This window comes from Enterococcus sp. 12F9_DIV0723 (assembly GCF_002174375.1).
GTDB lineage: Bacteria > Bacillota > Bacilli > Lactobacillales > Enterococcaceae > Enterococcus_A > Enterococcus_A gilvus.
Map to the genome: position 1 here is coordinate 1,680,011 of NZ_NIBK01000001.1, position 25,006 is coordinate 1,705,016.

General features: G+C 38.1%; 26 protein-coding genes and 1 other RNA gene. 21 read left to right on the forward strand and 6 right to left on the reverse strand.

The features are described 5' to 3' along the window. The first annotated feature begins 102 nt into the window (after window positions 1-102). From A5868_RS07995 to A5868_RS08025, 7 genes are all read left to right on the forward strand, one after another. On the forward strand, window positions 103-837 hold the full coding sequence (locus tag A5868_RS07995; RefSeq protein WP_010780819.1) for a winged helix-turn-helix domain-containing protein: 735 nt from the start codon (window positions 103-105) through the stop codon (window positions 835-837). A gap of 98 nt (window positions 838-935) precedes the next feature. Further along, window positions 936-1,496 carry a DUF456 domain-containing protein gene (locus A5868_RS08000; protein WP_086303848.1) on the forward strand — a complete coding sequence of 187 codons (561 nt, stop codon included), beginning with the start codon at window positions 936-938 and terminating at the stop codon, window positions 1,494-1,496. A gap of 77 nt (window positions 1,497-1,573) precedes the next feature. Then, the gene (rnz, locus tag A5868_RS08005; RefSeq protein ID WP_086303846.1) at window positions 1,574-2,497 is read left to right on the forward strand and encodes a ribonuclease Z; all 924 of its coding nucleotides are present in this window, start codon (window positions 1,574-1,576) and stop codon (window positions 2,495-2,497) included. 42 nt (window positions 2,498-2,539) lie between these two features. After that, window positions 2,540-3,328 carry an SDR family NAD(P)-dependent oxidoreductase gene (locus A5868_RS08010; RefSeq protein WP_086303844.1) on the forward strand — a complete coding sequence of 263 codons (789 nt, stop codon included), beginning with the start codon at window positions 2,540-2,542 and terminating at the stop codon, window positions 3,326-3,328. Between the two features lie 8 nt (window positions 3,329-3,336). After that, window positions 3,337-3,765, forward strand: a complete 429-nt coding sequence (locus A5868_RS08015) for a LapA family protein (RefSeq protein WP_010780815.1) — start codon at window positions 3,337-3,339, stop codon at window positions 3,763-3,765. Between the two features lie 93 nt (window positions 3,766-3,858). Continuing rightward, window positions 3,859-6,138, forward strand: a complete 2,280-nt coding sequence (gene recJ / locus A5868_RS08020) for a single-stranded-DNA-specific exonuclease RecJ (protein ID WP_086303842.1) — start codon at window positions 3,859-3,861, stop codon at window positions 6,136-6,138. A gap of 14 nt (window positions 6,139-6,152) precedes the next feature. Further along, window positions 6,153-6,665, forward strand: coding sequence for an adenine phosphoribosyltransferase (locus tag A5868_RS08025; RefSeq protein WP_010780813.1), 513 nt, complete (start codon window positions 6,153-6,155; stop codon window positions 6,663-6,665). Between the two features lie 121 nt (window positions 6,666-6,786). Here the strand turns inward: A5868_RS08025 and A5868_RS08030 are convergent, their stop codons facing one another. Together A5868_RS08030 and lexA are read right to left on the reverse strand one after the other, a co-directional pair. Next, on the reverse strand, window positions 6,787-7,056 hold the full coding sequence (locus tag A5868_RS08030) for a hypothetical protein (RefSeq protein ID WP_010780812.1): 270 nt from the start codon (window positions 7,054-7,056) through the stop codon (window positions 6,787-6,789). Between the two features lie 104 nt (window positions 7,057-7,160). Further along, window positions 7,161-7,784, reverse strand: coding sequence for a transcriptional repressor LexA (lexA, locus tag A5868_RS08035; protein ID WP_176281297.1), 624 nt, complete (start codon window positions 7,782-7,784; stop codon window positions 7,161-7,163). 132 nt (window positions 7,785-7,916) lie between these two features. On the opposite strand from lexA, the gene A5868_RS08040 reads away from it, so the two are divergent. From A5868_RS08040 to nth, 5 genes are all read left to right on the forward strand, one after another. Beyond that, window positions 7,917-8,159, forward strand: coding sequence for a DUF896 family protein (locus A5868_RS08040; RefSeq protein ID WP_010780810.1), 243 nt, complete (start codon window positions 7,917-7,919; stop codon window positions 8,157-8,159). A gap of 92 nt (window positions 8,160-8,251) precedes the next feature. Then, a complete protein-coding gene (gene tkt, locus A5868_RS08045; protein WP_010780809.1) occupies window positions 8,252-10,246 on the forward strand; it encodes a transketolase in 1,995 nt (664 codons plus the stop codon). 315 nt (window positions 10,247-10,561) lie between these two features. Further along, window positions 10,562-11,905, forward strand: coding sequence for an FAD-dependent oxidoreductase (locus A5868_RS08050; RefSeq protein ID WP_010780808.1), 1,344 nt, complete (start codon window positions 10,562-10,564; stop codon window positions 11,903-11,905). Between the two features lie 106 nt (window positions 11,906-12,011). Then, a complete protein-coding gene (locus tag A5868_RS08055; RefSeq protein ID WP_086303838.1) occupies window positions 12,012-12,722 on the forward strand; it encodes a DnaD domain protein in 711 nt (236 codons plus the stop codon). Then, the gene (nth, locus tag A5868_RS08060) at window positions 12,715-13,368 is read left to right on the forward strand and encodes an endonuclease III (RefSeq protein WP_086303837.1); all 654 of its coding nucleotides are present in this window, start codon (window positions 12,715-12,717) and stop codon (window positions 13,366-13,368) included. The genes A5868_RS08055 and nth overlap by 8 nt, the downstream gene beginning before the upstream one ends. A 15-nt stretch (window positions 13,369-13,383) precedes the next feature. Here nth and A5868_RS08065 read toward each other — a convergent pair whose 3' ends face one another. Then, window positions 13,384-15,711, reverse strand: coding sequence for a PBP1A family penicillin-binding protein (locus tag A5868_RS08065; protein WP_086303835.1), 2,328 nt, complete (start codon window positions 15,709-15,711; stop codon window positions 13,384-13,386). Beyond that, the gene (gene recU, locus A5868_RS08070) at window positions 15,704-16,321 is read right to left on the reverse strand and encodes a Holliday junction resolvase RecU (RefSeq protein WP_086303833.1); all 618 of its coding nucleotides are present in this window, start codon (window positions 16,319-16,321) and stop codon (window positions 15,704-15,706) included. The genes A5868_RS08065 and recU overlap by 8 nt, the downstream gene beginning before the upstream one ends. 81 nt (window positions 16,322-16,402) lie before the next feature. Here recU and A5868_RS08075 point away from each other — a divergent pair, with 81 nt between their 5' ends. From A5868_RS08075 to A5868_RS08100, 6 genes are all read left to right on the forward strand, one after another. Beyond that, window positions 16,403-16,960 carry a DUF1273 domain-containing protein gene (locus tag A5868_RS08075; RefSeq protein WP_086303830.1) on the forward strand — a complete coding sequence of 186 codons (558 nt, stop codon included), beginning with the start codon at window positions 16,403-16,405 and terminating at the stop codon, window positions 16,958-16,960. A gap of 68 nt (window positions 16,961-17,028) precedes the next feature. Then, window positions 17,029-17,433, forward strand: coding sequence for a cell division regulator GpsB (gpsB, locus tag A5868_RS08080; protein WP_086303828.1), 405 nt, complete (start codon window positions 17,029-17,031; stop codon window positions 17,431-17,433). A 14-nt stretch (window positions 17,434-17,447) separates the two neighbouring features. Beyond that, an RNA gene (gene rnpB, locus A5868_RS08085) (RNase P RNA component class B) lies at window positions 17,448-17,820 on the forward strand. A gap of 186 nt (window positions 17,821-18,006) precedes the next feature. After that, entirely contained in the window at window positions 18,007-19,170 is a 1,164-nt protein-coding gene (locus tag A5868_RS08090; RefSeq protein ID WP_176281296.1) for a THUMP domain-containing class I SAM-dependent RNA methyltransferase, read from the forward strand. Further along, a complete protein-coding gene (locus A5868_RS08095) occupies window positions 19,160-19,804 on the forward strand; it encodes an HD domain-containing protein (protein WP_086303824.1) in 645 nt (214 codons plus the stop codon). Before A5868_RS08090 ends, A5868_RS08095 begins: the two co-directional genes overlap by 11 nt. A 111-nt stretch (window positions 19,805-19,915) precedes the next feature. Next, entirely contained in the window at window positions 19,916-20,263 is a 348-nt protein-coding gene (locus A5868_RS08100; RefSeq protein ID WP_010780799.1) for a hypothetical protein, read from the forward strand. A gap of 13 nt (window positions 20,264-20,276) precedes the next feature. Here A5868_RS08100 and A5868_RS08105 read toward each other — a convergent pair whose 3' ends face one another. Then, entirely contained in the window at window positions 20,277-20,591 is a 315-nt protein-coding gene (locus tag A5868_RS08105) for a hypothetical protein (RefSeq protein ID WP_010780798.1), read from the reverse strand. A gap of 126 nt (window positions 20,592-20,717) precedes the next feature. On the opposite strand from A5868_RS08105, the gene A5868_RS08110 reads away from it, so the two are divergent. Together A5868_RS08110 and A5868_RS08115 are read left to right on the forward strand one after the other, a co-directional pair. Next, the gene (locus A5868_RS08110; protein ID WP_010780797.1) at window positions 20,718-21,866 is read left to right on the forward strand and encodes a VanZ family protein; all 1,149 of its coding nucleotides are present in this window, start codon (window positions 20,718-20,720) and stop codon (window positions 21,864-21,866) included. 1 nt (window position 21,867) lies between these two features. Continuing rightward, window positions 21,868-23,217 carry a DEAD/DEAH box helicase gene (locus A5868_RS08115; protein ID WP_086303822.1) on the forward strand — a complete coding sequence of 450 codons (1,350 nt, stop codon included), beginning with the start codon at window positions 21,868-21,870 and terminating at the stop codon, window positions 23,215-23,217. A gap of 18 nt (window positions 23,218-23,235) precedes the next feature. On the opposite strand, the gene A5868_RS08120 is transcribed toward A5868_RS08115, so the two are convergent. Next, window positions 23,236-23,676, reverse strand: coding sequence for a GNAT family N-acetyltransferase (locus tag A5868_RS08120; RefSeq protein WP_086303820.1), 441 nt, complete (start codon window positions 23,674-23,676; stop codon window positions 23,236-23,238). Between the two features lie 70 nt (window positions 23,677-23,746). Here A5868_RS08120 and A5868_RS08125 point away from each other — a divergent pair, with 70 nt between their 5' ends. Further along, on the forward strand, window positions 23,747-24,799 hold the full coding sequence (locus A5868_RS08125; protein ID WP_086303819.1) for a DUF7278 family profilin-like fold-containing protein: 1,053 nt from the start codon (window positions 23,747-23,749) through the stop codon (window positions 24,797-24,799). Window positions 24,800-25,006 lie beyond the last annotated feature (207 nt).

The following is a 25,006-nucleotide window of genomic DNA, read 5'->3' on the forward strand; positions in this document are numbered from 1 at the left end:
CTTACACTGTAACAAGTAATAATTATATTGTTAATTAATAAAACTTTCCGGGTGCAACGTTTTGGAAACTTATTTTTAATAATAAAAAAGGGGAATAATGTGATGCAAGTATTAATTTTAACACACAATATTTTAGTTGAGAGACCTTTAGTAGAGAAGTTGCAACGCTTGAATATCGAAGTTTTAAGTTCGGCAAAATTACTAAACATGTTGCAAGCGAAGCAGGTTCCATTGGATGTGATGAGCTTCTTTGATGTTTTAGTCATTAGTGAAACTGTCTCTGATCAGGAGCTTTCAGTAATTCTTGAGGAAGTCGGCGAAAAATTTGTTGTCATCAGAGAGACAGATCGAATACCTCAGAAAGATGAAAAAGCTGATTGGGAGTCAAGAGGCGTTGATGAATGGCTGCTTGAAGATGAGACGCTTAGCGGGTTAAGAGAGAAACTCGCCGAGAATACAGTAGAAGAGTCTGTCTATTCAATTGGTTTTGGCATGAAAGCGAAGAAAGAAGAAAGCGAGTATGAAAAACGTCCAATTCCATTGTGGAATCTGACACGTTCAGAACGTGAAATGTTGAGTACGTTAATTTCTACGAAAGATGCGCCAATCAGTCGAAGCGACCTAGCTGTTAAGATTTGGGGCGATAGCGACTCTGCTAGTCACATGACTCGTTTATCTACGATTATTAAGCACTTGCGAAATAAGTTGAAAATTGACGGTGTAGAATACGACGTCATTCGCACAAATTGGGGAGAAGGATATCAATTATCAAAAATATTCTTTGATCACTATATTGTGGATGATCGTATCATGGATGAGATTAAAACTGGGAATTGATTCCCAGTTTTTTTTATGAACTAGTAAAAGCTCGTTCTATTTTCCAAAAAAACCTTTTCTTGCTACACTATAATTAAACGAATAAAGGAGCGAGATGAATGGAAAAAAGAGTGATAATCATGAACTTCGACGTAGAATCTAAAGCATATGAGGCATTTTCAAAAGCCAAACGCCTACATATGAACAAATCATTTAAAGGTGAACAAATGGCTGTGGTCCATCATTCAAACGATGGAGAACATAAATTTGAGATTGAAGATTTTTTAGACTTTACCGGAAGCAATAAAAGCTCTACAGGCGGCTTGATTGGGATGATGGTAGGAATATTGGGTGGACCAATTGGTATCTTATTAGGTTGGTTTACAGGTGGCATGATTGGTGCGACACAGGATGCAAAAGAAGTTCGAGAAGCAACAGGCGTCTTTGAATTTCTGATAGACAAGATTGGCGAAGGAGATACCGCATTGCTTTTAATTGCTGAAGAAGAAGACAATCGACCTTTAAATCAATTAATCATGATGGATTTAGGCGGCGAGATTACTCGTCTTGAATATGATGATGTTGAAGCAGATGTGAAAAACGCCCAAGAGATGGCGAAGGATTCTAAAGAAAAAATCACGAATGATGAAATTTCAAAAGATAAATCAAGTGAGGATTAATATTTCCTTTATTTAGATTGCGCTAGAGGCGACTTTCTTCTAGAATAAAAGTAATTTAATAGAAAGTCAGGAAAATTATGGAATTAGAATTTTTAGGTACAGGCGCAGGTGTGCCGGCAAAACATCGAAATGTCAGTAGTTTAGCATTAAAATTATTGGATGAGCGTAATTCAATCTGGCTATTTGATTGTGGTGAAGGCACTCAAATGCAGATATTAAGAACAACTATCAAGCCAAGAAAAATTGAAAAAATATTTATTTCCCATCTACATGGAGATCACATATTTGGTTTGCCAGGCTTGCTAAGCAGTCGTTCTTTTCAAGGTGGAGAGGAACCTGTTGAAATATATGGTCCTGTTGGATTAGAAAACTATGTTCGGACTTCGCTTCAGGTGACAAAAACACATTTATCATATCCTTTACATTTTGTCGAAATCAAAGAAGGGATAATTTTCCAAGATAAGCAGTTTACAGTTGAAAGCATGCTGTTGGACCATGGCATTGACAGCTATGGGTTTCGAGTTAAGGAAGCCGATCATGAAGGTGTTTTACAAGTGGATAAATTGGTTGCGCTTGGTGTTCCTGCTGGACCTATTTATGGAAAAATAAAACGCGGTGAAAAAGTAACTATGCTAGATGGTACAACAATTGATGGAAGAGACTTTGTCGGTGAGGAAAAGAAGGGTCGAGTCGTAACGATTTTTGGCGATACCCGATTTATGACCCGATCTAGTGAATTTGCGAAAAACAGTGATGTTATCGTTCACGAGAGTACATTCAATAAGAACGAAAGCAAATTGGCGCGCGCTTATTTTCACTCTACCACACAGCAGGCAGCTACGATTGCAAAAGAAGCACACGCAAAAAAATTACTATTAACGCATATATCAGCTCGCTATTTAGCGAAAGAAGCGAAGGAATTAGAAGAAGAAGCAAGAGGAATTTTCCCAAACACCCAGATTGCGAAAGATTTTGATATCGTGGATGTTCCATTTTCATAAAAAAATAAAAAGGATTTTTCCTTACAGAAAGAAGGGACTTCATTGGATTTAACAGATAAAGTAGTTGTTGTGACAGGCAGTTCTGCTGGCTTAGGAGAGCAAATTTGTTATGAAGCAGCAAAAAGAGGGGCAATTGTTGTTACCTGTGCTCGCAGAATCAATCTTATCGGGCAAGTAAAAGAGCGATGCATTGAATTGAGTGGAAAAGAAGCTTATGCATTTCAATTGGACATTGCTGATCCTGATAGTGTAGAAGCAGTCATCGGAAAAATTTCTGAAGAAGTCGGAGATGTTGACGTGTTAGTAAATAATGCAGGCTTCGGACTATTTAATGATTTTGTTTCATTTGATTTGGATGTGGCAAGGAAAATGTTTGAAGTAAATGTATTGGGCATGATGTACTTCACTCAAAAAATAGCTATTTCTATGGTTGATAATAAAAAGGGGCATATCTTTAATGTTGCTTCCATGGCTGGTAAAATGGCCACACCAAAATCTACAGTATACTCTGCAACAAAATTTGCAGTTTTAGGTTTTTCGAATGCACTACGTTTGGAGTTGCGGCCTGAAAATGTGTATGTAACGACCATTAATCCAGGTCCGATCGCAACAGATTTTTTTGACAAAGCAGATCCAAGCGGCAGCTATTTAGAAAATTTGGGGAATATTGTTCTAGATCCTCAAAAATTAGCAAAAACTATCGTAAATAAAATGGGTAAGCCGACGCGTGAAATAAACCGACCATTCGTAATGGCTGGGGCTAGTCGTTTCTATGATTTATTCCCGCATATAGGGGATTTATTAGCAGGTGGCCTATTCAATAGGAAGTAGGAACGTACATGAGGAAACAGTGGAAAATTTTATTGGGCTTTATACTTGTACTACTGATCGTGATTTTTGCACTTTCCAATAGCCAAGAAGTGCCAGTGAATTTCTTAGTGAATAAAATCTACTTGTCTCTTGTGTTAGTTATTATCGGCTCTGCTCTAATAGGTGCATTAGTTGTCTTATTGACATCTGGTGCCACGTTATTCCAACAACGCAAGGAAATAAAACAGTTGAAAGAAACGATCCATTCTTATGAGACAGACAATGAGAAAAAGTTAGAAGAAGATAAGGCGTCTTTTAAACGGGAGCAAGAAAATGAAATTGCTGTAATGAAAGCAAATTATGAGACCCTTTTAAAAGAAAAGGACCAAGCCTTAGCAGAAAAAGAGAACACACTCACTGAAAAACGAGATGCTTCGCCCATTGATTATTATGATTAATAGAAGAGGACTTTAGTTTGAGAAAACTAAGGTCTTCTTCTCTTTCTTGTCGGATTCTTTTTTGCTATACTAATACGGTTGGGAAGTGATAGAGTGAAAAAATCAAGCTTTAATTGGCAGTTCAGAGATACGACACCTATTGATTCAGTTTTTCAAACTGAGATGTTGAATCAAGGATATAGTGAAACATTCGCTGAACTTTTATGGAATCGAAATATACGTACAGCAGAAGAATTCTCACAATTGATGAAAGTAAATATCGATGATTTGCATGACCCTTTTTTAATGCACGACATGGAGAGAGCTGTCGAGCGTATTCAAGCAGCCGTAATGGAAGAGCAAGCAATTTTAGTTTATGGTGATTATGATGCAGACGGGATTACAAGTACGTCTATTATGGTAGAAGCGCTTGAAATGATTGGTGCAGACGTACATTATGTATTGCCAAATCGTTTTATTCACGGATATGGACCAAATAAATCTCTTTTTGAAGAAAAAATCAATGAGGGGATTCAATTAATCATTACCGTTGACAATGGTGTGGCTGGGAACGAAGCAATTGATTATGCCAATTCTAAAGGTGTTGACGTTATCGTTACCGACCATCACGAGTTGCCGCCTGTCCTTCCAGATGCGTATTGTATCATTCATCCCCGTCATCCAGAAGGACACTATCCATTTGGAGAACTTGCGGGAGCCGGGGTCGCTTTCAAGTTGGCGACTGCATTGTTGGAAGAAGTTCCTCTAGAAATGCTTGATTTAGTTACCATTGGTACTGTAGCAGATTTAGTCTCAATGACTGGTGAAAATCGCCTATTCGTTAAATTAGGCCTGCAAGCCATCAAACAGACACAGCGTTTAGGGTTGCTAGAGTTATTAAAAGTTAGCAGCGTTGATCTACAGAAGGTTGATGAGATGAGTATTGGTTTCAGCTTAGGGCCAAGGTTGAACGCCATCGGCCGGTTGGGTGACCCTAATCCTGCTGTAGAACTAATGACTACTTTTGACGAGGAAATTGCTCACACTCTAGCTGAAAAATTAGATAAAATCAATGATGAGAGAAAAGTAATCGTGCAAGAAACGACGGCTGAAGCAACAGCATTAATCAATCCGGAGGATAAAGTCCATTTAATTGCTGCGAAAGGTTGGAATCCAGGCGTTTTAGGAATTGTCGCAGGCAACATTTTAAAGCAAACCGGGCAGCCAACGATTGTTTTATCCATTGATGAAAATGGTGTAGCTAAAGGATCAGGAAGAAGCATCGAAGCGTTGGATCTGTTTGGGATGTTAACCACAATGCGTTCTGAGTTTACTCATTTTGGAGGACACGCTGCAGCGGTGGGTTTAACTATGCCAGCTGATAGAATTCCCTTACTACAAAAATTGATGAACGATTATATCTTGGCTGAGCAGATAGATTTGAGTAAAGGATCTGGGTTTAAAATAGATGCTTCTCTTCCTATAGCAAAAATTTCTTTAGGTCTTGTAGAAGAACTAAAAAAATTGGCTCCTTTTGGCACGGATAATCCTGCCCCTCATTTTTTAGTGAATGGAAATGTGAGCTTTTTCAAACGCATAGGTAGCGAGCAGCAACATGTTAAGTTCTCATTGAAAAATGAGGATAATCAATTAGATGCTATTGGATTTGGCTTTGGGGAAGAAGCCGAAGAGATACAGCAACCGGACACTCAATTTGTAGGGGATTTAGAAATCAATGAGTGGAATGGGCAGAAAAAAGTGCAACTCCGTTTAATTGATTTTGCTTCCGAAGGTACACAAGTAATTGATCGACGTGCGAAATATACTTGGAATCAAAAAATTGATAGCGGTAAAGCTTTGTATCTGGCTTTTCAAAAGGAGAATCAGAAATTCTTTTCTAAAGAATTGCAGCACTCAATTGTATTATACGATGCGACTATTGACTGGACTGACTACGATCAATTAATCGTACTTGATTGTCCTGATCACAAAGAACTTTTACAGGAAATCACGATTGCCGGACATTTTGAGCGAATTTACCTTTATCTTTATAGCTCAGATGAAGCATATTTAAATGGATTGCCAAGTCGTGAACAATTTGCAAAGCTTTATCAATTTTTCCGAAAACAGCCTAAAGTCGATATTCGATTTAAATTGAAAAATGTTTCGAATTACTTAAGAATCCCAGAAAAATTATTAGTATTCATGATTCACGTGTTTTCTGAGTTGAAATTTGTTACAATAGACGACGGTGTTTTACAAATGGTCGAGTCTCCAGAAACTCGGGCTTTTGAAGAGAGTAAAATTTATCAAAAACGCATGGCTCGAATTGATAGCGAAGAATTTTTATTGATGAATGATATTCAAACTATTAGAAAATGGCTGAAAGGCTAGGAGGAACAACCGAAATGAATTTGAAAGATTATATTGCTAGTATCCCAGACTATCCAAAGGAAGGGATTGTATTCCGTGATATTTCTCCACTCATGGCTGATGGCGAAGCATATCGCGAAGCAACAAAACAAATCGTCAATTACGCAAAGGAAAAGCAAATCGATATGGTCGTCGGTCCAGAAGCTCGTGGATTTATCGTAGGATGTCCGGTAGCATTTGAATTAGGATTAGGGTTTGCGCCAGTGCGTAAACCAGGTAAATTACCTCGTGAAGTAATCGAAGTTGAATACGAAAAAGAATACGGTACGGATACTTTAACGATCCATAGCGATGCAATTAAGCCTGGCCAACGGGTATTGATCACTGATGATCTGTTAGCAACTGGAGGAACAATTAAAGCGACGATAGAATTAGTGGAAAAGCTGGGCGGCATTGTTGTCGGGTGTGCCTTCTTGATTGAATTAGAAGGGTTACACGGGCGTGATAAAATCCAAGGATACGACATTTTAACATTGATGGACTACTAAAAAGAGTTAAATAGAAAAGAGGCTGCAGACAATGCTCTAATTTAGAGCATTGTCTGCAGCCTCTTTTTATTAAATATCAAAAAAGCAGTTGGATGAAATCCCCAACTGCTTGAGTGAACGATTAAGCTGACTTGTGATAACGATGATCGTACGTTACATAATAAAAATCCTCGGCAGGTTCTGTAGTGTAAAACTCTTCTTCCTCATTTTCCTCTTCAACGGAATGGTATTCCGCATAATGCTGAGCGTACTTTCGCTCGTCCCATAACATGAACCATACAAGGAACAAACCAGAAAAAATGACGATCGTAGCTAAAGACCCTAACTTACCAATCAATAAACCTAGTAACAATACAGCGATAATTAAACCAAATCTTCTTACTGCTTTCATCAATAATCACTCCTATTATAAATACGCGAACGTGTGTTTGTATATCTATTATACGAATGTTTGTTCGTTTTGTAAAGGAAAAAATAATCGGAAGTAAATTCCGATTAATAAATATGGTTTCGATACAAACCGACAACTTTTCCAAGAATAGATACGTTATCGAAAATCAAAGGAGCCAACTCGTCATTTTCAGGTTGCAACCGAATATGATCAGCCTCTCGATAGAATCTTTTGCATGTCGCTTCATTCTCATCCGTCATCGCAATCACGATCTCTCCATTTGTAGCTGAAGATTGTTGTCTTACAATCACGTGATCTCCATCATAAATTCCAGCATTGATCATACTTTCACCACGGATAGTCAGCATGAACAAGCCGCATTCTTCACTAGAAAGGTCTGGTGGAACAGGGAAGAAATCCGACGCTTCTTCGACTGCTAAAATGGGTTCACCAGCTGTTACGACACCTAACATAGGAATAACTTGCGGTGCTGCCCCGATTTTTTCTAATCCATTAATAGTTAACTCAATTGCTCTTGGCTTAGTGGGATCGCGCTGGATCCAGCCTTTTTTTTCTAACCTAGATAAATGGCCATGAACAGTAGAGGTAGACGAAAGATTCACAGCTTCTCCAATTTCTCTAACAGTGGGTGGGTACCCTTTATCTTCAACGCGTTCATGAATGAAACGTAACACTTCTAATTGTTTTGTTTCCGTTCTTTTTGCCAATGCCCGCACCTTCTTTCGTTTTTTTTAGTGTAGCATAGTTATCCGAACAAATCAAACAAGCGTTCGTATTTGTTTACACTTTCAACTTCTTTTTTTTTATGTATAATTAAAGAGGGAAAAGAGGTGCGCAAAATGATCAATGATGAAACAATTGCTAGAATCAATGAATTATCAAAGAAAAAGAAAACGTCCGGTTTAACAGATGCAGAGGCACATGAACAGAAGGTTTTGCGGGAAGAATACATCGCTTCATTCCGTAGTGGAATGCGCCATCACATCGAAGGAATGAAGGTTGTTGATCCAGAAGGCAACGATGTCACTCCAGAAAAATTAAAAAAGATTCAAAAAGAAAAAGGATTACACAATAGAAAGTAAATCTTTTGTCAGTAAGTGATTGAAAAGTCAAAATAAATCGGTTACAATGAATTTGTAATTAAAGTATTTATGACCAAAAAGGAGGAAGTAATTTGTTCGACAAAATCGATCAACTAGGTGTAAACACAATCAGAACATTAAGTATTGAAGCAATCCAAAAAGCAAACTCAGGTCATCCAGGACTCCCCATGGGTGCAGCCCCAATGGCTTATGCTCTATGGACAAAGCATTTGAATGTTAATCCAGCGACTTCATTAAATTGGGCAAATCGCGACCGGTTTATTCTATCTGCAGGTCACGGTTCGGCGATGTTGTATAGCTTATTACATCTTGCAGGATACAAAGTAACGATTGATGATTTAAAAAGTTTCCGTCAATGGGAAAGCAAAACACCAGGGCATCCTGAATTCCTTCATACGGATGGTGTCGAAGCAACTTCAGGTCCTTTAGGTCAAGGTATTTCAACTTCTGTTGGGATGGCAATGGCTGAAGCTCATTTAGCAGCAACATACAATCGTGACAGTTTTGATGTGATGGATCACTATACCTACGCTTTGTGTGGAGATGGCGATCTAATGGAAGGCGTATCTGCTGAAGCAAGTTCTATGGCAGGACACATGAAATTAGGCAAACTGATCGTGTTATACGATTCAAACGATATCTCTTTAGATGGACCTACTTCAAAAGCCTTCACTGAAAATGTAGGTGCTCGCTATGAAGCTTATGGTTGGCAACACATTTTAGTAGAAGATGGAAATGATTTAGAAGCCATTTCCAAAGCGATCGATGAAGCGAAAGCTGAAACGGACAAACCATCATTGGTCGAAATTAAAACAGTGATTGGATTCGGTTCTCCAAAAGAGGGTACATCTGCTGTTCATGGTGCGCCACTTGGAGAAGACGGTATTAGTGTTGCAAAAGCTGTATATGGTTGGGAATATCCTGACTTTACGGTTCCCGAAGAAGTTTCAAATCGATTTAAAGAAGAAATCAACGATAAGGGTGCGAAAGCAGAAGCTGATTGGAATGCGATGTTTGCAAACTATGAAAAAACACATCCTGAGTTAGCGAAACAATTTAAAGCGGCTTTTGCTGGAGAACTTCCAGAAAACTGGGAAGCTTCATTACCAGTTTATGAAGAAGGAACCGCACAAGCTAGTCGTGTATCCAGCAAAGATGCGATTCAAGCTATTTCAAAAGCTGTTCCGAATATTTGGGGTGGATCTGCTGATTTATCAGGTTCAAATAATACAACGATCGCTGATGAACCAGAGTTTCAACCAGGTTCTTATGAAGGCCGAAACATTTGGTTTGGTGTCCGTGAATTTGCAATGGCGAGCGCGATGAATGGCATTCATTTGCATGGAGGAACACGTATATATGGAGGAACATTCTTCGTATTTACTGATTACTTGCGTCCGGCTGTTAGAATGTCAGCCATCCAAGGATTACCGGTTGTCTATGTGTTAACACATGATTCTGTGGCTGTCGGTGAAGACGGGCCTACACATGAACCAATCGAACAATTAGCAAGCGTTCGCTGTATGCCTAACGTACAAGTAATTCGTCCTGCTGACGGCAACGAAACTTCCGCTGCATGGATTCAAGCGCTAGAAACAAAGAATAAGCCAACTATCTTAGTATTAAGTCGTCAAAATTTACCAGTCTTACCTAATAGTAAAGACATGGCTAAGGAAGGCGTGGCAAAAGGTGGTTATGTGATTTCTAAAGCTGAATCAGATACACCAGATGGTCTATTAATTGCTACTGGTTCTGAAGTGAACCTAGCTGTTCAAGCTCAAAAAGACCTTAAAGAGCAGGGCAAAGACGTTTCCGTTGTTTCTCTTCCAAGTTTTGATTTATTCGAAGCACAAGACGAAGCATACAAAGAATCTGTTTTACCTAAGGCAGTGAAAAAACGCGTAGCAATCGAAGCAGCTTCTCCATTCGGTTGGGAACGTTATATCGGATCGGAAGGTAAGATGATCGGTATTGATCATTTTGGAGCTTCTGCACCAGGAGACTATGTTTTAGAACAATTTGGATTCACTGTGGAAAATGTTGTGAATACTTTTAACAAACTTTAAAATTTAATTTGAAAAGGTTGAGGAGAATAATTTTCCTCAACCTTTTTTGTGATCAGATTCTTCAGGTCTCTAGCTGTAAATTGTTTAACGGTAAGTTTAGCATTCCAGAAGGGAAAGTAATAGTTTTACTAAAATAAAGTTTACATAATATTTTACTCGAACACTAATAATTAATGGCGGTTTCAATTTTTCGATACGTTCAATAAAAATGTTTATTCGTGAGCAAATTTATTTAGACAGAAATTAAATTCTGTTATACTGTCCTTGTGCAAAATATTGCAATTAAAAAATGATTCAAACGAAAGAGGGACGACAATGAAAGTAGTAGTAGTAGGATGTACACATGCCGGTACCGCAGCCGTTAAAAATATTTTAGCAAACCACCCGGATGCAGAGGTGACTGTGTTTGAGCGGAATGACAATATCTCATTCCTTTCATGTGGAATCGCTTTATACGTAGGTGGAGTCGTGAAAGATCCAGCAGGGCTATTTTATTCTAACCCTGAGGAACTTACTTCTTTAGGTGCAAAAGTGAACATGGAACACGATGTAACAAACATTGATACAGATGCTAAAAAAATCACAGCAAAAGATTTGAAAACAGAGGAAGAAAAGATCGTTGAATATGATAAATTGGTTGTAACAACAGGTTCTTGGCCAATCATCCCGCCGATCAAAGGGATTGAATCTAAGAATGTTTTATTATGCAAAAACTATAACCAGGCAAATGTCATCATTGAACAAGCAAAAGACGCTAAAAAAGTTGTAGTAGTCGGTGGAGGATATATTGGTATTGAATTAGTAGAAGCTTTTGCCGAGTCAGGTAAAGAAGTGACGCTAATTGATGGATTATCAAGAATCTTAAACAAATATTTAGATAAGCCTTTCACAGATCTATTAGAAAAAGAATTAGAAGACCATGGTGTGACTCTAGCATTGGGAGAGAACGTTAGTGAATTCGTTGCAGATGAAAGTGGTGCTGTAACTAAAGTAGTGACACCGAGCAATGAATTCGATGCGGATATGGTTATCCTGTGTGTCGGTTTCCGACCTAATACAACGTTATTAGAAGGCAAAGTAGATATGCTGCCAAGCGGAGCAATCAAAGTGAACGAATACATGCAATCAAGCAACCCAGATATTTTCTCTGCAGGTGATTCAACAGTTGTTCATTATAACCCAACTGGAAAAGATCAATATATCCCTCTAGCAACAAACGCTGTTAGACAAGGAATGTTAGTCGGTCAAAACTTAGTTGAACAAAAAATGAAATACCGAGGCACACAGGGTACTTCTGGTCTTTACTTATTTGGATGGACGATTGGTTCGACTGGATTAACAAAAGAGAGTGCTGCATTAAATGATTTAGACGTGAATGTAACAGTAATCGAAGACAATTATCGACCTGAGTTCATGCCAACTACTGAAAAAGTTTTAATGGAGATTGTTTCAGAAAAAGGCACGAATAAAATTTTAGGTGCACAGTTCCTTTCAAAATATGATATTACACAATCTGCAAATACAATCTCAGTGGCTATTCAAAATAATATGACGTTAGAAGATTTAGCATTACAAGATTTCTTCTTCCAGCCACATTTTGACCGCCCATGGAATTACTTGAATATTTTAGCTCAAGCGGCTTTAGCGGAAGCAGAATAGAAAAAAGGGAGGCGTAAGCCTTCTTTTTTTATTGCTAAGAGAAATTTATCAGACTTGGAGTTCCTTTTTTTTTAGTGTAAACTGAGAAACGAACGGAGGATTCCAAATGATTTCATTAAATGATTATTTAGCGGGTGGGGAGACAACAATCTCAAATCTGTTATTAAAAAATTATACTAAACTGGGACTGACGACTGACGAATTTATGTTGTGGCTGCAGCTTTACGCTTCACATCAATCTGGAGTAGATTTTCCTGATTTGACTGTAATTGCCCAAGACATGGGATGTACTATTGAGAAGATATATGCGTCATTAAATTCACTTGTCAATAAAGAATTCGTTACCTTGGATACCGCATTGGACGATGAGGGCAAGCAGAGTGATCGTTATAATTTGTTGCCCGCTTTTGAGAAACTGACAATATTGAAAGAACAAGAGCGGTTTGAAATTGAGGAGAAGAACGATCTTGCTGCTCAAAAGAAAATGTTAAGATCTTTTGAACAGGAATTCGGTCGGCCTTTATCACCGATTGAATACCAAAAAATTGGGTATTGGTTAAACGAGGATCACTACGCACCATCGTTGATTGAATTAGCACTACAGGAAGCGGTATTAAACCAAGCGTACAATTTTAAATATATTGAAACGGTTCTTCAAAGCTGGGAAAAGAAAAATATTCGATCAAAAGTTCAAGTCGAAGAGGAGCAGCGGCGACGCAAACAAATTTTATTACAGAAGGAAGAACAAAATCAATCCGAAGAACTACCAAAGGTTTCTCTCTATAATTGGCTTGAAAGGAAGGATTCTGATGCTTAATAAAGAAAAAACAATGGAAGCTCTCTCACGAATGTACGAAATGTTTCCAGAAGCAATTGGGGAGCTGCATTCAGATTCTCCTTTTCAACTCTTAATCGCTGTTATTCTAAGCGCCCAAGCGACGGATGTTTCCGTGAATAAAGCCACACCTGCACTATTTGCTGCCTATCCCACTCCAGAGGCGTTAGCACAGGCACCTATGGACGACATTGTTGCGAAAATTCGAACGATCGGTCTTTACCGAAACAAGGCCAAAAATATTAAGGCTTGTGCACAGATGCTATTAGATAATTACGGTGGTATTGTACCAGCATCTCGTGAAGAATTGGTAAAGCTACCGGGCGTCGGACGCAAAACAGCGAATGTTGTGCTTGGAGATGCTTTTGGTGTCCCAGCAATTGCTGTTGATACGCATGTAGAACGGGTTACTAAACGACTACGTATTTGCAAGCTGAACGCGTCTGTTACTGAAGTGGAGGCCACCTTAATGCGCAAGATTCCAAAAGAATTATGGGTAAAAAGCCACCACACATTAATTTTTTTTGGAAGGTATCATTGCACGGCTAGAAGTCCTAAATGTGAAATTTGTCCGCTGTTGGATATGTGTCAAGATGGAAAAGACAGATTAAAAGCCACTCGAAACTAGTTCGAGCGGCTTTTTTTAATTACTTGATGGCGGCGTGCCATTATTTCCCGGTGTCGGTGCCGGCTGACTAGCGCTTGACGACGGTTGAGATGGCTGTGGCTCAGGAGCCGCCGATGATGATGGTGGCGGTGTGGGCGTAGGAGCAGAAGATGAGCTGCTAGGAGGCACTGGCTCGCTGCTGCTTGCTGGCGGCGCGATCGTAGATGACTCAGAAACACTCGACTGCGCTGTGTTGCTTGATGGCACGGTCGTCTGACTAGAATAAGAATTGTAGTATGAACTTTGACCAGTCCGATTTGGTTGAACAGGTGTATAAGAGGCGCCTTTTACATAAAGTTCATTCCCACTTCGAAGCACATCATCAGGCATTGTCCAATCAACATTCGGAACATTTTGAGAAACATAGCTCATGAATTCTTTGTAAATGAGTTGTGCAGTATTCTCTGATTCTGAGGTAATAGGAGTCATGCGATCGTCATAACCAGTCCAAATTGATAATGAATAATTTGGTGTAAATCCTGTAAACATAACATCTGGCTCAATAGCACCGGCATGAGGTATCTTCGCTAACTCGTCATCTGTATAATTTGAAGTACCTGTTTTACCAGCTTGGAAAAGATTCGGGATTTGAGCATATGTTCCAGTCCCTCTTGAGATAACATCCTTTAAAATATCAGTAATCATGTATGCAGTGTAAGGTTCCATTGCTTTCTCGCCTTTATTTGAGAACGTTTGTTCTGACCCGTCCTGATATTTGATTTTATTGATATAAAGGGGTTCATTATATGTTCCGCCATTAGCGAAGGCCGCGTAAGCAGCAGCCATTTTTTCAGTAGAAATACCATACTTTGTTCCATCCTGTGTTTCAGTATTACTTGATATGGCATTGGCTTGTTGAATATCTTTGTATTCAATACCTAATTTTTTCAAAAATTTAGAAACATTTTCGGGTCCCACTTCGTTAAATAATTTGACTGCAGGGACATTTCGAGAGTCATAAAGAGCCTGACGTAAAGTGATGGTCCCTTGATATGAATTGTCCCAGTTTTTAACTTCTGTCTGAGTTCCTTCGTAACGATAAGGCTCATCTTTGAAACGTGTTTCAGCCGTTGAGAATTTTTTGTACTCGAAAGCCGGGCCGTAATCAGTTATCGGCTTAACAGTTGAACCAAAATCCCGTGTAGTATTCACCGCACGATTCATACCTAAATAAACGTCATCAGCAATATTTCGTCCGCCGATTTGTGCTGTAACATTTCCGGTCTTGGAATCGATCAGTGTCGCAGCAACTTGGAATTTTTCATCAGGATATTGAACGTACTCGTCACCATTTACAATAGAATATAGACGATTTTGTGCATCCTTGTCTAAATTCGTGTAGATGTCTAAACCATCCGTATACACATTTTTTCCGGTTTTCGCTTCAACTTGTGCGATAACTTCTTTAACGTAATTATCAGATACTTTTCTCTCTTGATTATCCGCCGGTAAAGGTATCAATCCTTGATCAATGGGTTCTTTGGTCGCTTTATCGTACTCTTCTTGAGAAATTTTTTTATTGTTTAACATTGTATATAAGACAGTGTCACGACGTTCTTTTGCAGCATCAGGATGCTTATAAGGGTCATATGAATTAGGTGCTTGAGGCATACCAGCAAGCAGAGCCGTCTGCGCTACGCTTAAATGCTGTAACTCTTTTCCAAAGTAGGTTTCAGCAGCTGTTTCCATCCCATATAGACCATTTGCCATATACACTTTATTAATGTAATAAGTTAAAATTTCTTGTTTTGAATGTTTCTTTTCTAATTGAATGGCCAACCAAGCTTCTTGAGCTTTCCGACGCAAGGTCTTATCCGCTTCTTCAGTAGTTGTTGAGAAGAAGGAGAGTTTGATTAATTGCTGCGTCAAGGTGCTTCCTCCTTGAAGGCCTCCTCGATTTGTTATATTGTGCAATGCTGAACCTGCAATACGTACGGGGTCTACACCGTTATGTTTAAAGAAACGGCGATCTTCAACCGAAACGATTGCATCATCCAATTCCTGTGGAATCTTATCAGCCGCAACTTTTTCTCTTTTTTCTGCTCCGAGGTCTTCAAAAATGTTTCCATCTTTATCTAAAAGCTTCGAAGAAACAGTCGCCTCTAATTTTTTATCAGTTAATGTTGGCGCGTCTTTAACATAGAAGAAAAAGATGCCTATACCTGTGAGCAATGCTACACAGAGCAAGCCAACGACTGCGATTGCAATTTTTAACCCAATGTGGCGATTCTGTTTACTTTTTTGTGCAGGTTTCTTTCCTTGAGGGGTTCGCTTACTTTTTTGCGAACGTGAGGGATTAGCCATTTGTTAAACTCCTTTTTGCAAGATATTGTTCCACTGCTTCCAAATATGGGATTCTTGGTGCAATTTGCGGTTTGATTTCGATGCCAATTGCTTCAATCAACTCAAGCGGAAGTGATTTTTTTCCTGTTTCTTGTCTGTTCCAATAGTTTATCAGTTCTTCAGAAGAAAGAAAAAAACAACGATTTAGACTTGAAAACCAAAGCAAGATAAAGCACACTGCTTTTTGTTTCAAACACTGTTCCATATGAGTAATTTGATGCTGATGAAAATTTTTGAGCGGAAAAGAAGTTTTATTTTTCGTTTCCTTCGCCTCAAAATCTAAATAGTATCCACGATAAACGCCATTATAATCCGTAGTAGAAGGTTGCCTAAAATAGGCTTCTTTAATTACTGCTGCACTACGTTTAGGATAATCGACCTTAACGATCTGAAGCGGCGTTGGCTTTTTATGGACAACTGCCTTATCATGGGTTAAGTAGTATTCGTTGCTTTGATTAATTGCTTCCTCAAAGCGCATACCGCGATTGGCAAAAGTTGTTTCTTTTTTTAAGGATCGTTCCCGTGGATTCTTTTGTGAAAATGATTGACCGTTAGGGTAGTGAAAGGTCATTTTTCATCACACTCCTGTTTGATATTATAGCAAATTTTTTTGAAAGATATTTTATTTTTAAGTGAAAGTAAGGAAATTGCAATGAATGACACAATACAGCGATTATACGTAACTGGGTACCAAAGCTTTGAGCTAGGAATTTTCAGCGACAATGACCCTCGAGTACAAGTAATTAAAAATGTATTAAAGAGAGAATTGACAGCATTAATTGAGAATGGATTGGAATGGGTCATGATCAGTGGGAGTTTGGGAACCGAAATTTGGTCAGGGCAACTTGTTAACGAATTAAAGGATGAGTATCCTGAACTTAAATTAGCGATTATTTTTCCTTTTGAGGGTTTTGGAAGTAATTGGAAAGAACAAAATCAATTATATTTAAGCGAGCTTGTGCAGACGGCAGATTTTGTTGATTCTGTAAGTCATCATCCGTATCAAAATCCTGGACAATTTAAAAATCACGTAAGTTTTCTATTGCATCATACAGATGCTACATTACTAGTATATGATACTGAATATCCTGGTAAGAGCAAATTTTTCCTGAGAGATATTGAAAAATTTCAAGAACAGAATTCTTATGAATTGCTTACAATCACAATGGATGATTTAGAAAATTCCTCAGACTTTGGGGATAGTGTTTGATTTCCTAGGATTTATCGGCTAGAATATATTAGAAAGTAAATTAAGATTAGAGCTAATGAGGTGGAAAAATGGCGAATGTAATCTATACTCCAAATGATATTTTGGAGCAAGAGTTTAAAACAAAGATGCGCGGTTACGATCCAATCGAAGTCGACGAATTTTTAGACAATGTGATCAAAGATTATGAAGCTTATAACAAAGAAGTATTAACACTAAGAGAAGAAAATGATCGTTTGAAAGCAAAAGTTGAACAGTTATCAAAAGCTCAGCCAGCACCTTCACGTGTAAAAGAAGCGGCACCTAAGAGCTCAGCTGTAACAAATTTTGACATTTTGAAACGTTTATCAAATCTTGAAAGAGAAGTATTTGGTAAAAAACTTGACCAACAGGCAACGAATCAAACAGCTTCTTCTGAATTTGGTCAAAGCTACACAAAAGATGAGAGTGACATCGAAAAAACTCGTCAATTTTAAATTTGAATGATGCAATTTTTGGGTGATCGCGGTTTGCATTACGCAGGCTGAGGAAAGTCCATGCTCGCACAGACTGAGATGTTTGTAGTGTTCGTGCTTAGCGAAACCATAAGCTAAGGTACTTCTTATGAAGTAACGGCAGAAAAAAGGGCTAAGGAGCAATCTATGTCTGAGTATTCTTGAAAGTGCCACAGTGACGAAGCATTTTGAGAAATCAAAATGGTGGAACGCGGTAAACCCCTCGAGCGAGCAACCCAAACAATGGTAGGGGCGCTTTTTCTAAGGAAATGAACGATGAAAGAGACGGCATTTATGTCGGAGATAGATGATTACCACGATGGTCACACTTCCCTGAGTTGATCGTCGTACAAAACATGGCTTACAGAAAATTGCAGCAATTCAGGGTGTGCCTTCCAACTTTGCGTTGTGAAGGTTTTTTTGCGAGCTTCACTATGTATTTTCTTTTACCTAGTGGAATCGCAAGTATTTGTATATTGAAAATTCTTGTGGGATGACTATTAAATAAGCTTTTTATTGAAATAAATCACATCATATAACAATTAAGGAGTTATTATGGAAAAACAATATAATTTGATTGCTACAGCCGCAGCAGGTATCGAAGCGCTTGTAGGCAAAGAACTTAGAGATTTGGGAATTGACTGTCAGGTTGAAAATGGACGAGCCCGGTTCAAAGGAAATCTTGAAACAATCGCTACAGCAAATTTATGGTTGCGAACTGCTGATCGAGTAAAAATCATTGTTGACGAATTTGATGCGTACACGTTTGATGAATTATTTGAAAAAGTGAAAGCAATCCCTTGGGAAGACTTTTTACCTATGGATGCAGAATTTCCAGTTGCAGGTCGTTCGATTAAGTCAAAATTGTATAGTGTACCCGACTGTCAGTCGATTACAAAAAAAGCAATCGTAGAACGTTTACGTGAAGTGTATCATCGTCCTTCACGAGTTCCTCTCCCTGAAACAGGGGCTTTATTTCAATTAGAGGTCGCTTTATTGAAAGACCATGTGGTATTGACTTTAGACACAACGGGGCCAAGTTTGTTTAAACGTGGCTATCGTTTAGAAAAAGGGGGCGCACCTTTAAAGGAAAACATGGCTGCTGCTTTAGTTATGCTGACCAATTGGCGAAAGGATCGTCCGTTTTACGATCCCGTTTGTGGTTCAGGGACATTATGTATTGAAGCAGCGCTAATTGGTCATAATATGGCCCCTGGATTTAATCGCGATTTCGCTTGTGAAGCTTGGGAATGGTTTGATCCTGAAGTTTTTGACAAGGTACGTACTGCTGCGGATGAAGCTGCTGATTATGACATCCAATTAGATATTACTGGTTCAGATATTAATGGACGCATGATTGAAATTGCTCGTGCAAATGCTGAAGAAATCGGTTTGGGCGATTCGATTCAATTCAAACAAAGAGCTATCAAAGATTTCAAAACGGAAAAAGAATATGGTGTAATTGTTGCAAATCCGCCTTATGGCGAAAGATTAGGTGAAGAAGAACAAGTTCGTGAGCTCTATCGTGAGATGGGAGAAGTATTCCGTCCATTAAAAACATGGAGTAAATATATTCTAACAAGTGATTTAGCCTTCGAAGAATTTTATGGGGCAAAAGCTACCAAGAAAAGAAAACTATATAACGGTGCGATAAGAACAGATTTCTTTCAGTATTGGGGTGAACGTCCACCTAGAAAGCCACGCACCGATGCAGAATAAAATAGAAAAAATTCGCCAGTATGCAAAAGAAAAATTAGGTAAAGATCGTAGTGGTCATGATTTTTATCATGTTGAACGTGTAGCAAAGATTGCCCAAGAATTAGCGGAGCAAGAAGGAATAGCAGATAAAATGATTATTGAAGCTGCGAGTTATCTACACGATGTTATTGATGATAAAGTCGCAGAGGATGCTGAAAAAGAAAGAGAAGATCTTGAAAAGTTTTTAAAAGATCTTGATTTAACCTCACTAGAAATCAATGAGATAGTTGATATTATAGAAAACATTTCCTTCTCAAAGGAATTAGAACATGGAAAAGCAAAGCTAACTTTTGCAGGGAAAATCGTACAGGACGCGGATCGGATTGATGCTTTAGGTGCAATCGGGATTTTGCGCACCGCTTATTATGGTGGTCATACACAAAGTCCGCTATACGATCCAAATATTCAACCCCAAAATTTTCAAAGCAAAAAAGAATATCGAAAAAATAGTACAGTCATTAATCATTTTTATGAAAAACTTTTTAAACTCCCAGCTACAATGAATACTGCGGCTGGAAAAGCAGAAGCAGATCGTCGGGTAGTTTTCATGAAAGATTTTTTAAAAACTTTTTACGAAGAGTGGGATCTATCATAAACTCACATAGAGATATATAAATAAAAAGTAAAAAAACTCTTAGATAAGACATATTATTTCCAGTGAAGTTGCTTTTCTCCTATAATATTTCTTTGTTAGGAGGAGCTCCAAATGTTGCATCGTGAAATTTTGAGTCCCGAAGAAGTTTTAGAAAAGATACCTAAATTGTCTGAAGGATTATTTGCAATTCGTTGTAAACTTGTGAATAAGACATATCAGGTAATTTTATATAAATATCAAGAGGATTATTTCTTAGTAGAGAATCCGGCACTTATTAGTGTATTACTTGAAAATGATCAAAGCTTTTTTGGTACGCCAGAACAATTACTTAATGAAATAGAGTTGTGTTTTGAGGACAATAATTACCAACCCGCATCTAAAGAGTGGGTCAAATTAGACTTAAAAACCTTAAAATTACTAGATCAAGTTGAAATCAAATTCTTTGATTTGGAAGAATAACAGGACTTACCTGTTATTCTTTTTTTCTAAATTGACGGAAAAGATAATAGAGATTGATTACAGTTAGGATAGCACCAAGAACAAAAGGGACTATTAATCGTGTTTGAGCATAGCCAAAGTTATTTTTGAAACTTGTTGCTGATGTGAGTGCCACTACAGTTTGGCTGTAATTGTATACTTGATAGCTAAAAGTTGTTAAAAAGACAGCGATCAATGTTAAAGCGAAACGTCGATAATCACTATTTTTCATTTTTTTGGCAAAATAAAAAACCATATAAGCGACCATCAAAGCCGCTGGAACACCAAAAGCAAAAAGTGGATGAAGCATGAAAGAGGACCTCCTTTAGAAATAATTAATTAAGTGTTGGACGTGTCTTCATTTTATCATAACTTAGAAAAAGCCTTCTTGTTAAGTAACCGAGTAGGGTAAAAAATTATTAAATGAGGGACATTTATGAACAGCTATATCTTTCCAATTAAAGCAGCGATCGTCTCATTTCCGATTTTGGCTTTACTGATCACTGCACCGTTTTTGATTTATTATTATCGAAAGTATGGTCAATTAGGAAAATTACGCAGTGTGATTTTATATTCGTTTGTTTTCTACTTATTATCTGCATATTATTTAGTAATATTGCCTTTACCAAGTATCGATACAGTTGCCCAAATGACTGGTCCGAGGTATGAGTTGCATTTGTTTCAATCTTGGCATAATTTTATGAATCAAACAGTATTGCAAATCAACCAGCCTAGTACTTACTTACCAGCCATGAAGCAAAGTGTTTTTTTAGAGCCAGTCTTTAATATCATCTTACTATTTCCATTTGGTGTCTATTGCCGATACTATTTCAAACTTTCTTTTTGGAAAACAATTTTTGCCAGTTTCTGTCTCTCTTTGTTCTTTGAATTGACGCAATTGAGCGGACTGTATTTTATTTATCCACGTCCGTACCGCTTATTCGATGTGAACGATTTATTGCATAACACAATTGGCGGAACTCTTGGATTTATTTGCGCGCCGCTTTTTACATTTTTCTTGCCGACAAGAAACGAATTGGATTCAGAATCTTTTATAAAGGGCGAACGTGTTTCCTTACTGCGACGATTAATGGCAATGATTATTGATTGGTTTGTGATAGGCTTATTCGGCAGCATATTGAGCCTTTTTTCACCATTGCTTCCGACAGAACTCAATGCGTTAATCAGCTATCCTATCGTCAGCTTTACTTTAGAAGTTTTTATTTATTTTATGGTTTTCATGTACTTATGGAACGGGCAAACAATTGGAAAAAAAGTTGTTCGGATCAAAGTTGTTGAGCAAGATCGACAGCATATCCATTTCTTGGCTTTAGTGAAACGGTATAGTGCGTTGTATCTTCTTTCATACGGATTACTTCAGATTTTTAATTTTACAATGACACATTTGCCAACCAATAACCACACAGTATTTATAGCTTATGTCAGCTTTGGATTCATGAGTTTAGGAATTTTACTTTTATTTCTATTCAACTTATTGTATGCTCTCATAAGAAGAAAAACCCGCCTATTCCATGATAAAGCGAGTCACACCTATACGATTAGTACGTTAAAGAAAGAGGTATAACATGCGAACTTTTGAATCATTCAATTTTCAACCATTTATTCTTGAAGCAATCAAGGATAAAGGTTTTACTGAACCAACTGTTGTTCAAGAAAGGCTCATTCCTTTAATTAAAAAGAGGAAAAATGTCGTTGGTCAGTCACAGACTGGATCAGGTAAAACACACACATTTTTACTGCCGTTGATGGATAAGATCGATCCGGCAAAAGACGAAGTACAGATCGTTATTACTGCGCCCAGTCGCGAATTAGCAACACAAATTTATCAAGCAGCAATTCAAATCGCGCAATTCTCACCAGAAGAAATTCGTGTAACAAACTTTGTTGGTGGAACGGACAAACGTCGTCAACTGGATAAATTGACGGGGCATCAGCCACACGTCGCTATCGGTACGCCAGGGCGAATTCTAGATATGATGAACGAGCAGGCGTTAAAGGTTCACACTGCAGAATATTTTGTCGTCGACGAAGCAGATATGACTCTTGATATGGGCTTTCTGGCAGAGGTTGATCAAATTGCTGGACGTTTGCCTAAACATCTTCAAATGCTTGTCTTTTCAGCGACTATTCCAGAAAAATTGCGTCCTTTCCTGTTGAAATATATGGAGAATCCAGTCATTGAAGAGATCAAATCCAAAGCAGTAATTTCGGACACGATCGAAAATTGGCTGATTTCTACGAAAGGTCAAGATAGAAATCGATTGATTTATCAATTGTTAACGATTGGCCATCCATACTTAGCAATTGTTTTCGCGAATACGAAGCAACATATTGACGAAATCAGCGATTACTTAAAAGCACAAGGGTTGAAAGTTGCTAAGATCCATGGAGATATTTCTCCTCGGGAACGAAAACGTGTCATGCGCCAAGTACAAAATCTTGAGTATCAGTATGTTGTAGCGACAGATTTAGCTGCGCGCGGGATAGATATTGAAGGAGTATCTCATGTTATTAATGCGGAGATTCCACAAGATTTAGATTTCTTCATCCATCGTGTTGGCCGGACCGGAAGAAACGGCATGTCCGGAACAGCGATCACTTTATATGGGCCAAGTGATGAAAATGACGTTAGCTTGATCGAAAATCTTGGAGTCACCTTCCAGCCAAAAGAAATCAAAAATGGTGAGATTGTAACCACCTATGATCGAAACCGCCGAAAGAAGCGCGAAAAATCTAAAGATGAACTTGATCCAACATTGATTGGTTTGGTAAAGAAAAAGAAGAAAAAAATCAAACCAGGCTATAAGAAAAAAATTGATCGAGCTATTTCAGAATCAAACAAACAAAAACGTCGTGTAGCACGTCGTCAAGAAGAACGCGGCGTACGTAAAAATAAAAAGCGTTCAAATTCATAATCAAAGACCTTGTATCTGCTAATTAGCAGATACAAGGTCTTTTTGCATTTTGACACAAGGAATACCGTCTTCTTCAAAAACATCTGATACTACACGATACGATAATTTTTCATAAAATGACTGTGCGCTAACTTCTGCTGAAAGAATCGAATGGATACATCCTTCTGAAATTGCTTGTTCTTCGATTCTTTTTAAAAGTTTTTTGCCTAATCCTTGTTTACGATAGTCTCTACCGACACATAATCGATCAGGATTTAGTGTAAGCGCATCAATTTTTTGGTATCGAATCGTCCCAACAGGAATATTTTCTTTAAAAAAAACTAGGTATTTTCGATCGGGTGTATCAAGAAGGTCAAATTCTAAATCTGGAGCAATTTCTTGCTCTATAACAAACACTTGATAACGCAAATAGAAAGCAGCAGCTTGTATCTCTGGTAAAGCGCCAAAATATTCCTTCATCTTTTTCCTCATTTCTATATGATAATGGTATAATTCTAGCATATGAGTGTTGGAGGAGGCAGAAAGATTTATGAACTTATTAGATCAATTAGACTGGTCCTATTGGAAACGACTGAATCCTAAAGAAAAGCGTACTTTATTGAGTCAGCTTTTGCTTCATTTTGTGAGTCCCCTAATGAAGATTTCAGATATTGAATTAAAAGATTTCGAATTATACGGTATCAAGTGCCAAACTTTTCAATTGCTAATCGACGAAGAAGAGTTTGTTTTCATTCCTGGCAATAAAGACGCTATTTTAGGTTGGAATTTAGGGACAAAAGGATTATCCCTTTTGGAAACAGCGCCAAATGCGCAAGAAATTACGATTCCGCAAGAATTGCGTGGAAAATACAACTTTTTTGACGTGGATTCATTAGGTGAACTGATTAATGATAAAACAACGAGCTTGCGAAAAGTACAAATTCCGCCAATGTTTGTACAGCGTCACGCTTTACCCGCTGGAACCAATTATTTAGGCATTTATGATGCTGTGACGGGAAGCTTTTCTGGTGAAGCAGACCAATTTTCGTCTTTTGAAGAAGAAATCAAAGAAGTTTTATCGCCAAACTTAACGCCAGAAGAAAGTCTGACTTGGTCTTTCCCGAAAAATATTGTGAAGGAGAACCGGTGGTATATAGAAATGATTCCTCATTCTGACAGCTATTATGTATTCAGCCATGAAAAACATACCTATACAAGTTTACGAAAAAAAATACGCAGGAAGAATTTTGATTTACTGACAGAAGATCAATGGGAATATATCAACGGTGCTGGTAGTCGACGTTTGTTTCGTTGGGGAAATGATCTGAATGTGAAGGACCCTTATCGTGGAAAAAATGTTCGCAAAATGATGGCATGCGCCAACATGTTTGGACTTTTTTTTGACACTTCAATGGAACGTTTTGAGATCACTGAAGATCCAGGCATATTGAAATTGACTAATAAAAAGAACAATGTTGGTATCCCAATCGTCGATTTTCTACCTTTGTCGACATATTTTAGTAATACAACGACTATGATCCACGAAGAAGTACTCTCGCCGAGCGACTATTTATATCGTAAAGCGATTTTGATTAAGATCTAGTTTGACTTTTGACAGAGTTTTTTCTATACTCTAAAAAGGATAAGGTTTATTACTCTCGCTTCCACAGAAAGTGCACGATCGCTGAAAGATGCATGCTGCGTTTAATAAATTGCTCCCATCACATTTTGATTGAAAAATCAACGCTGCTCAGCGTTAACGAGCTGAAGAGGTAATGATCAAACTATCATTGCAATCAAGGTGGTACCG

Coding starts and splice junctions, on each gene's coding strand:
- A5868_RS08125 (WP_086303819.1), top strand. CDS start 23,747: ATGAACTTATTAGATCAATTAGACTGGTCCTATTGGAAACGACTGAAT.
- rnz (WP_086303846.1), top strand. CDS start 1,574: ATGGAATTAGAATTTTTAGGTACAGGCGCAGGTGTGCCGGCAAAACAT.
- A5868_RS08065 (WP_086303835.1), bottom strand. CDS start 15,711: ATGGCTAATCCCTCACGTTCGCAAAAAAGTAAGCGAACCCCTCAAGGA.
- A5868_RS08000 (WP_086303848.1), top strand. CDS start 936: ATGGAAAAAAGAGTGATAATCATGAACTTCGACGTAGAATCTAAAGCA.
- A5868_RS08115 (WP_086303822.1), top strand. CDS start 21,868: ATGCGAACTTTTGAATCATTCAATTTTCAACCATTTATTCTTGAAGCA.
- A5868_RS08030 (WP_010780812.1), bottom strand. CDS start 7,056: ATGAAAGCAGTAAGAAGATTTGGTTTAATTATCGCTGTATTGTTACTA.
- A5868_RS08015 (WP_010780815.1), top strand. CDS start 3,337: ATGAGGAAACAGTGGAAAATTTTATTGGGCTTTATACTTGTACTACTG.
- A5868_RS08120 (WP_086303820.1), bottom strand. CDS start 23,676: ATGAAGGAATATTTTGGCGCTTTACCAGAGATACAAGCTGCTGCTTTC.
- A5868_RS08040 (WP_010780810.1), top strand. CDS start 7,917: ATGATCAATGATGAAACAATTGCTAGAATCAATGAATTATCAAAGAAA.
- A5868_RS08025 (WP_010780813.1), top strand. CDS start 6,153: ATGAATTTGAAAGATTATATTGCTAGTATCCCAGACTATCCAAAGGAA.
- A5868_RS08095 (WP_086303824.1), top strand. CDS start 19,160: ATGCAGAATAAAATAGAAAAAATTCGCCAGTATGCAAAAGAAAAATTA.
- A5868_RS08055 (WP_086303838.1), top strand. CDS start 12,012: ATGATTTCATTAAATGATTATTTAGCGGGTGGGGAGACAACAATCTCA.
- A5868_RS08050 (WP_010780808.1), top strand. CDS start 10,562: ATGAAAGTAGTAGTAGTAGGATGTACACATGCCGGTACCGCAGCCGTT.
- A5868_RS08090 (WP_176281296.1), top strand. CDS start 18,007: ATGGAAAAACAATATAATTTGATTGCTACAGCCGCAGCAGGTATCGAA.
- recU (WP_086303833.1), bottom strand. CDS start 16,321: ATGACCTTTCACTACCCTAACGGTCAATCATTTTCACAAAAGAATCCA.
- A5868_RS08105 (WP_010780798.1), bottom strand. CDS start 20,591: ATGCTTCATCCACTTTTTGCTTTTGGTGTTCCAGCGGCTTTGATGGTC.
- gpsB (WP_086303828.1), top strand. CDS start 17,029: ATGGCGAATGTAATCTATACTCCAAATGATATTTTGGAGCAAGAGTTT.
- A5868_RS08110 (WP_010780797.1), top strand. CDS start 20,718: ATGAACAGCTATATCTTTCCAATTAAAGCAGCGATCGTCTCATTTCCG.
- nth (WP_086303837.1), top strand. CDS start 12,715: ATGCTTAATAAAGAAAAAACAATGGAAGCTCTCTCACGAATGTACGAA.
- A5868_RS08100 (WP_010780799.1), top strand. CDS start 19,916: ATGTTGCATCGTGAAATTTTGAGTCCCGAAGAAGTTTTAGAAAAGATA.
- A5868_RS08075 (WP_086303830.1), top strand. CDS start 16,403: ATGAATGACACAATACAGCGATTATACGTAACTGGGTACCAAAGCTTT.
- A5868_RS07995 (WP_010780819.1), top strand. CDS start 103: ATGCAAGTATTAATTTTAACACACAATATTTTAGTTGAGAGACCTTTA.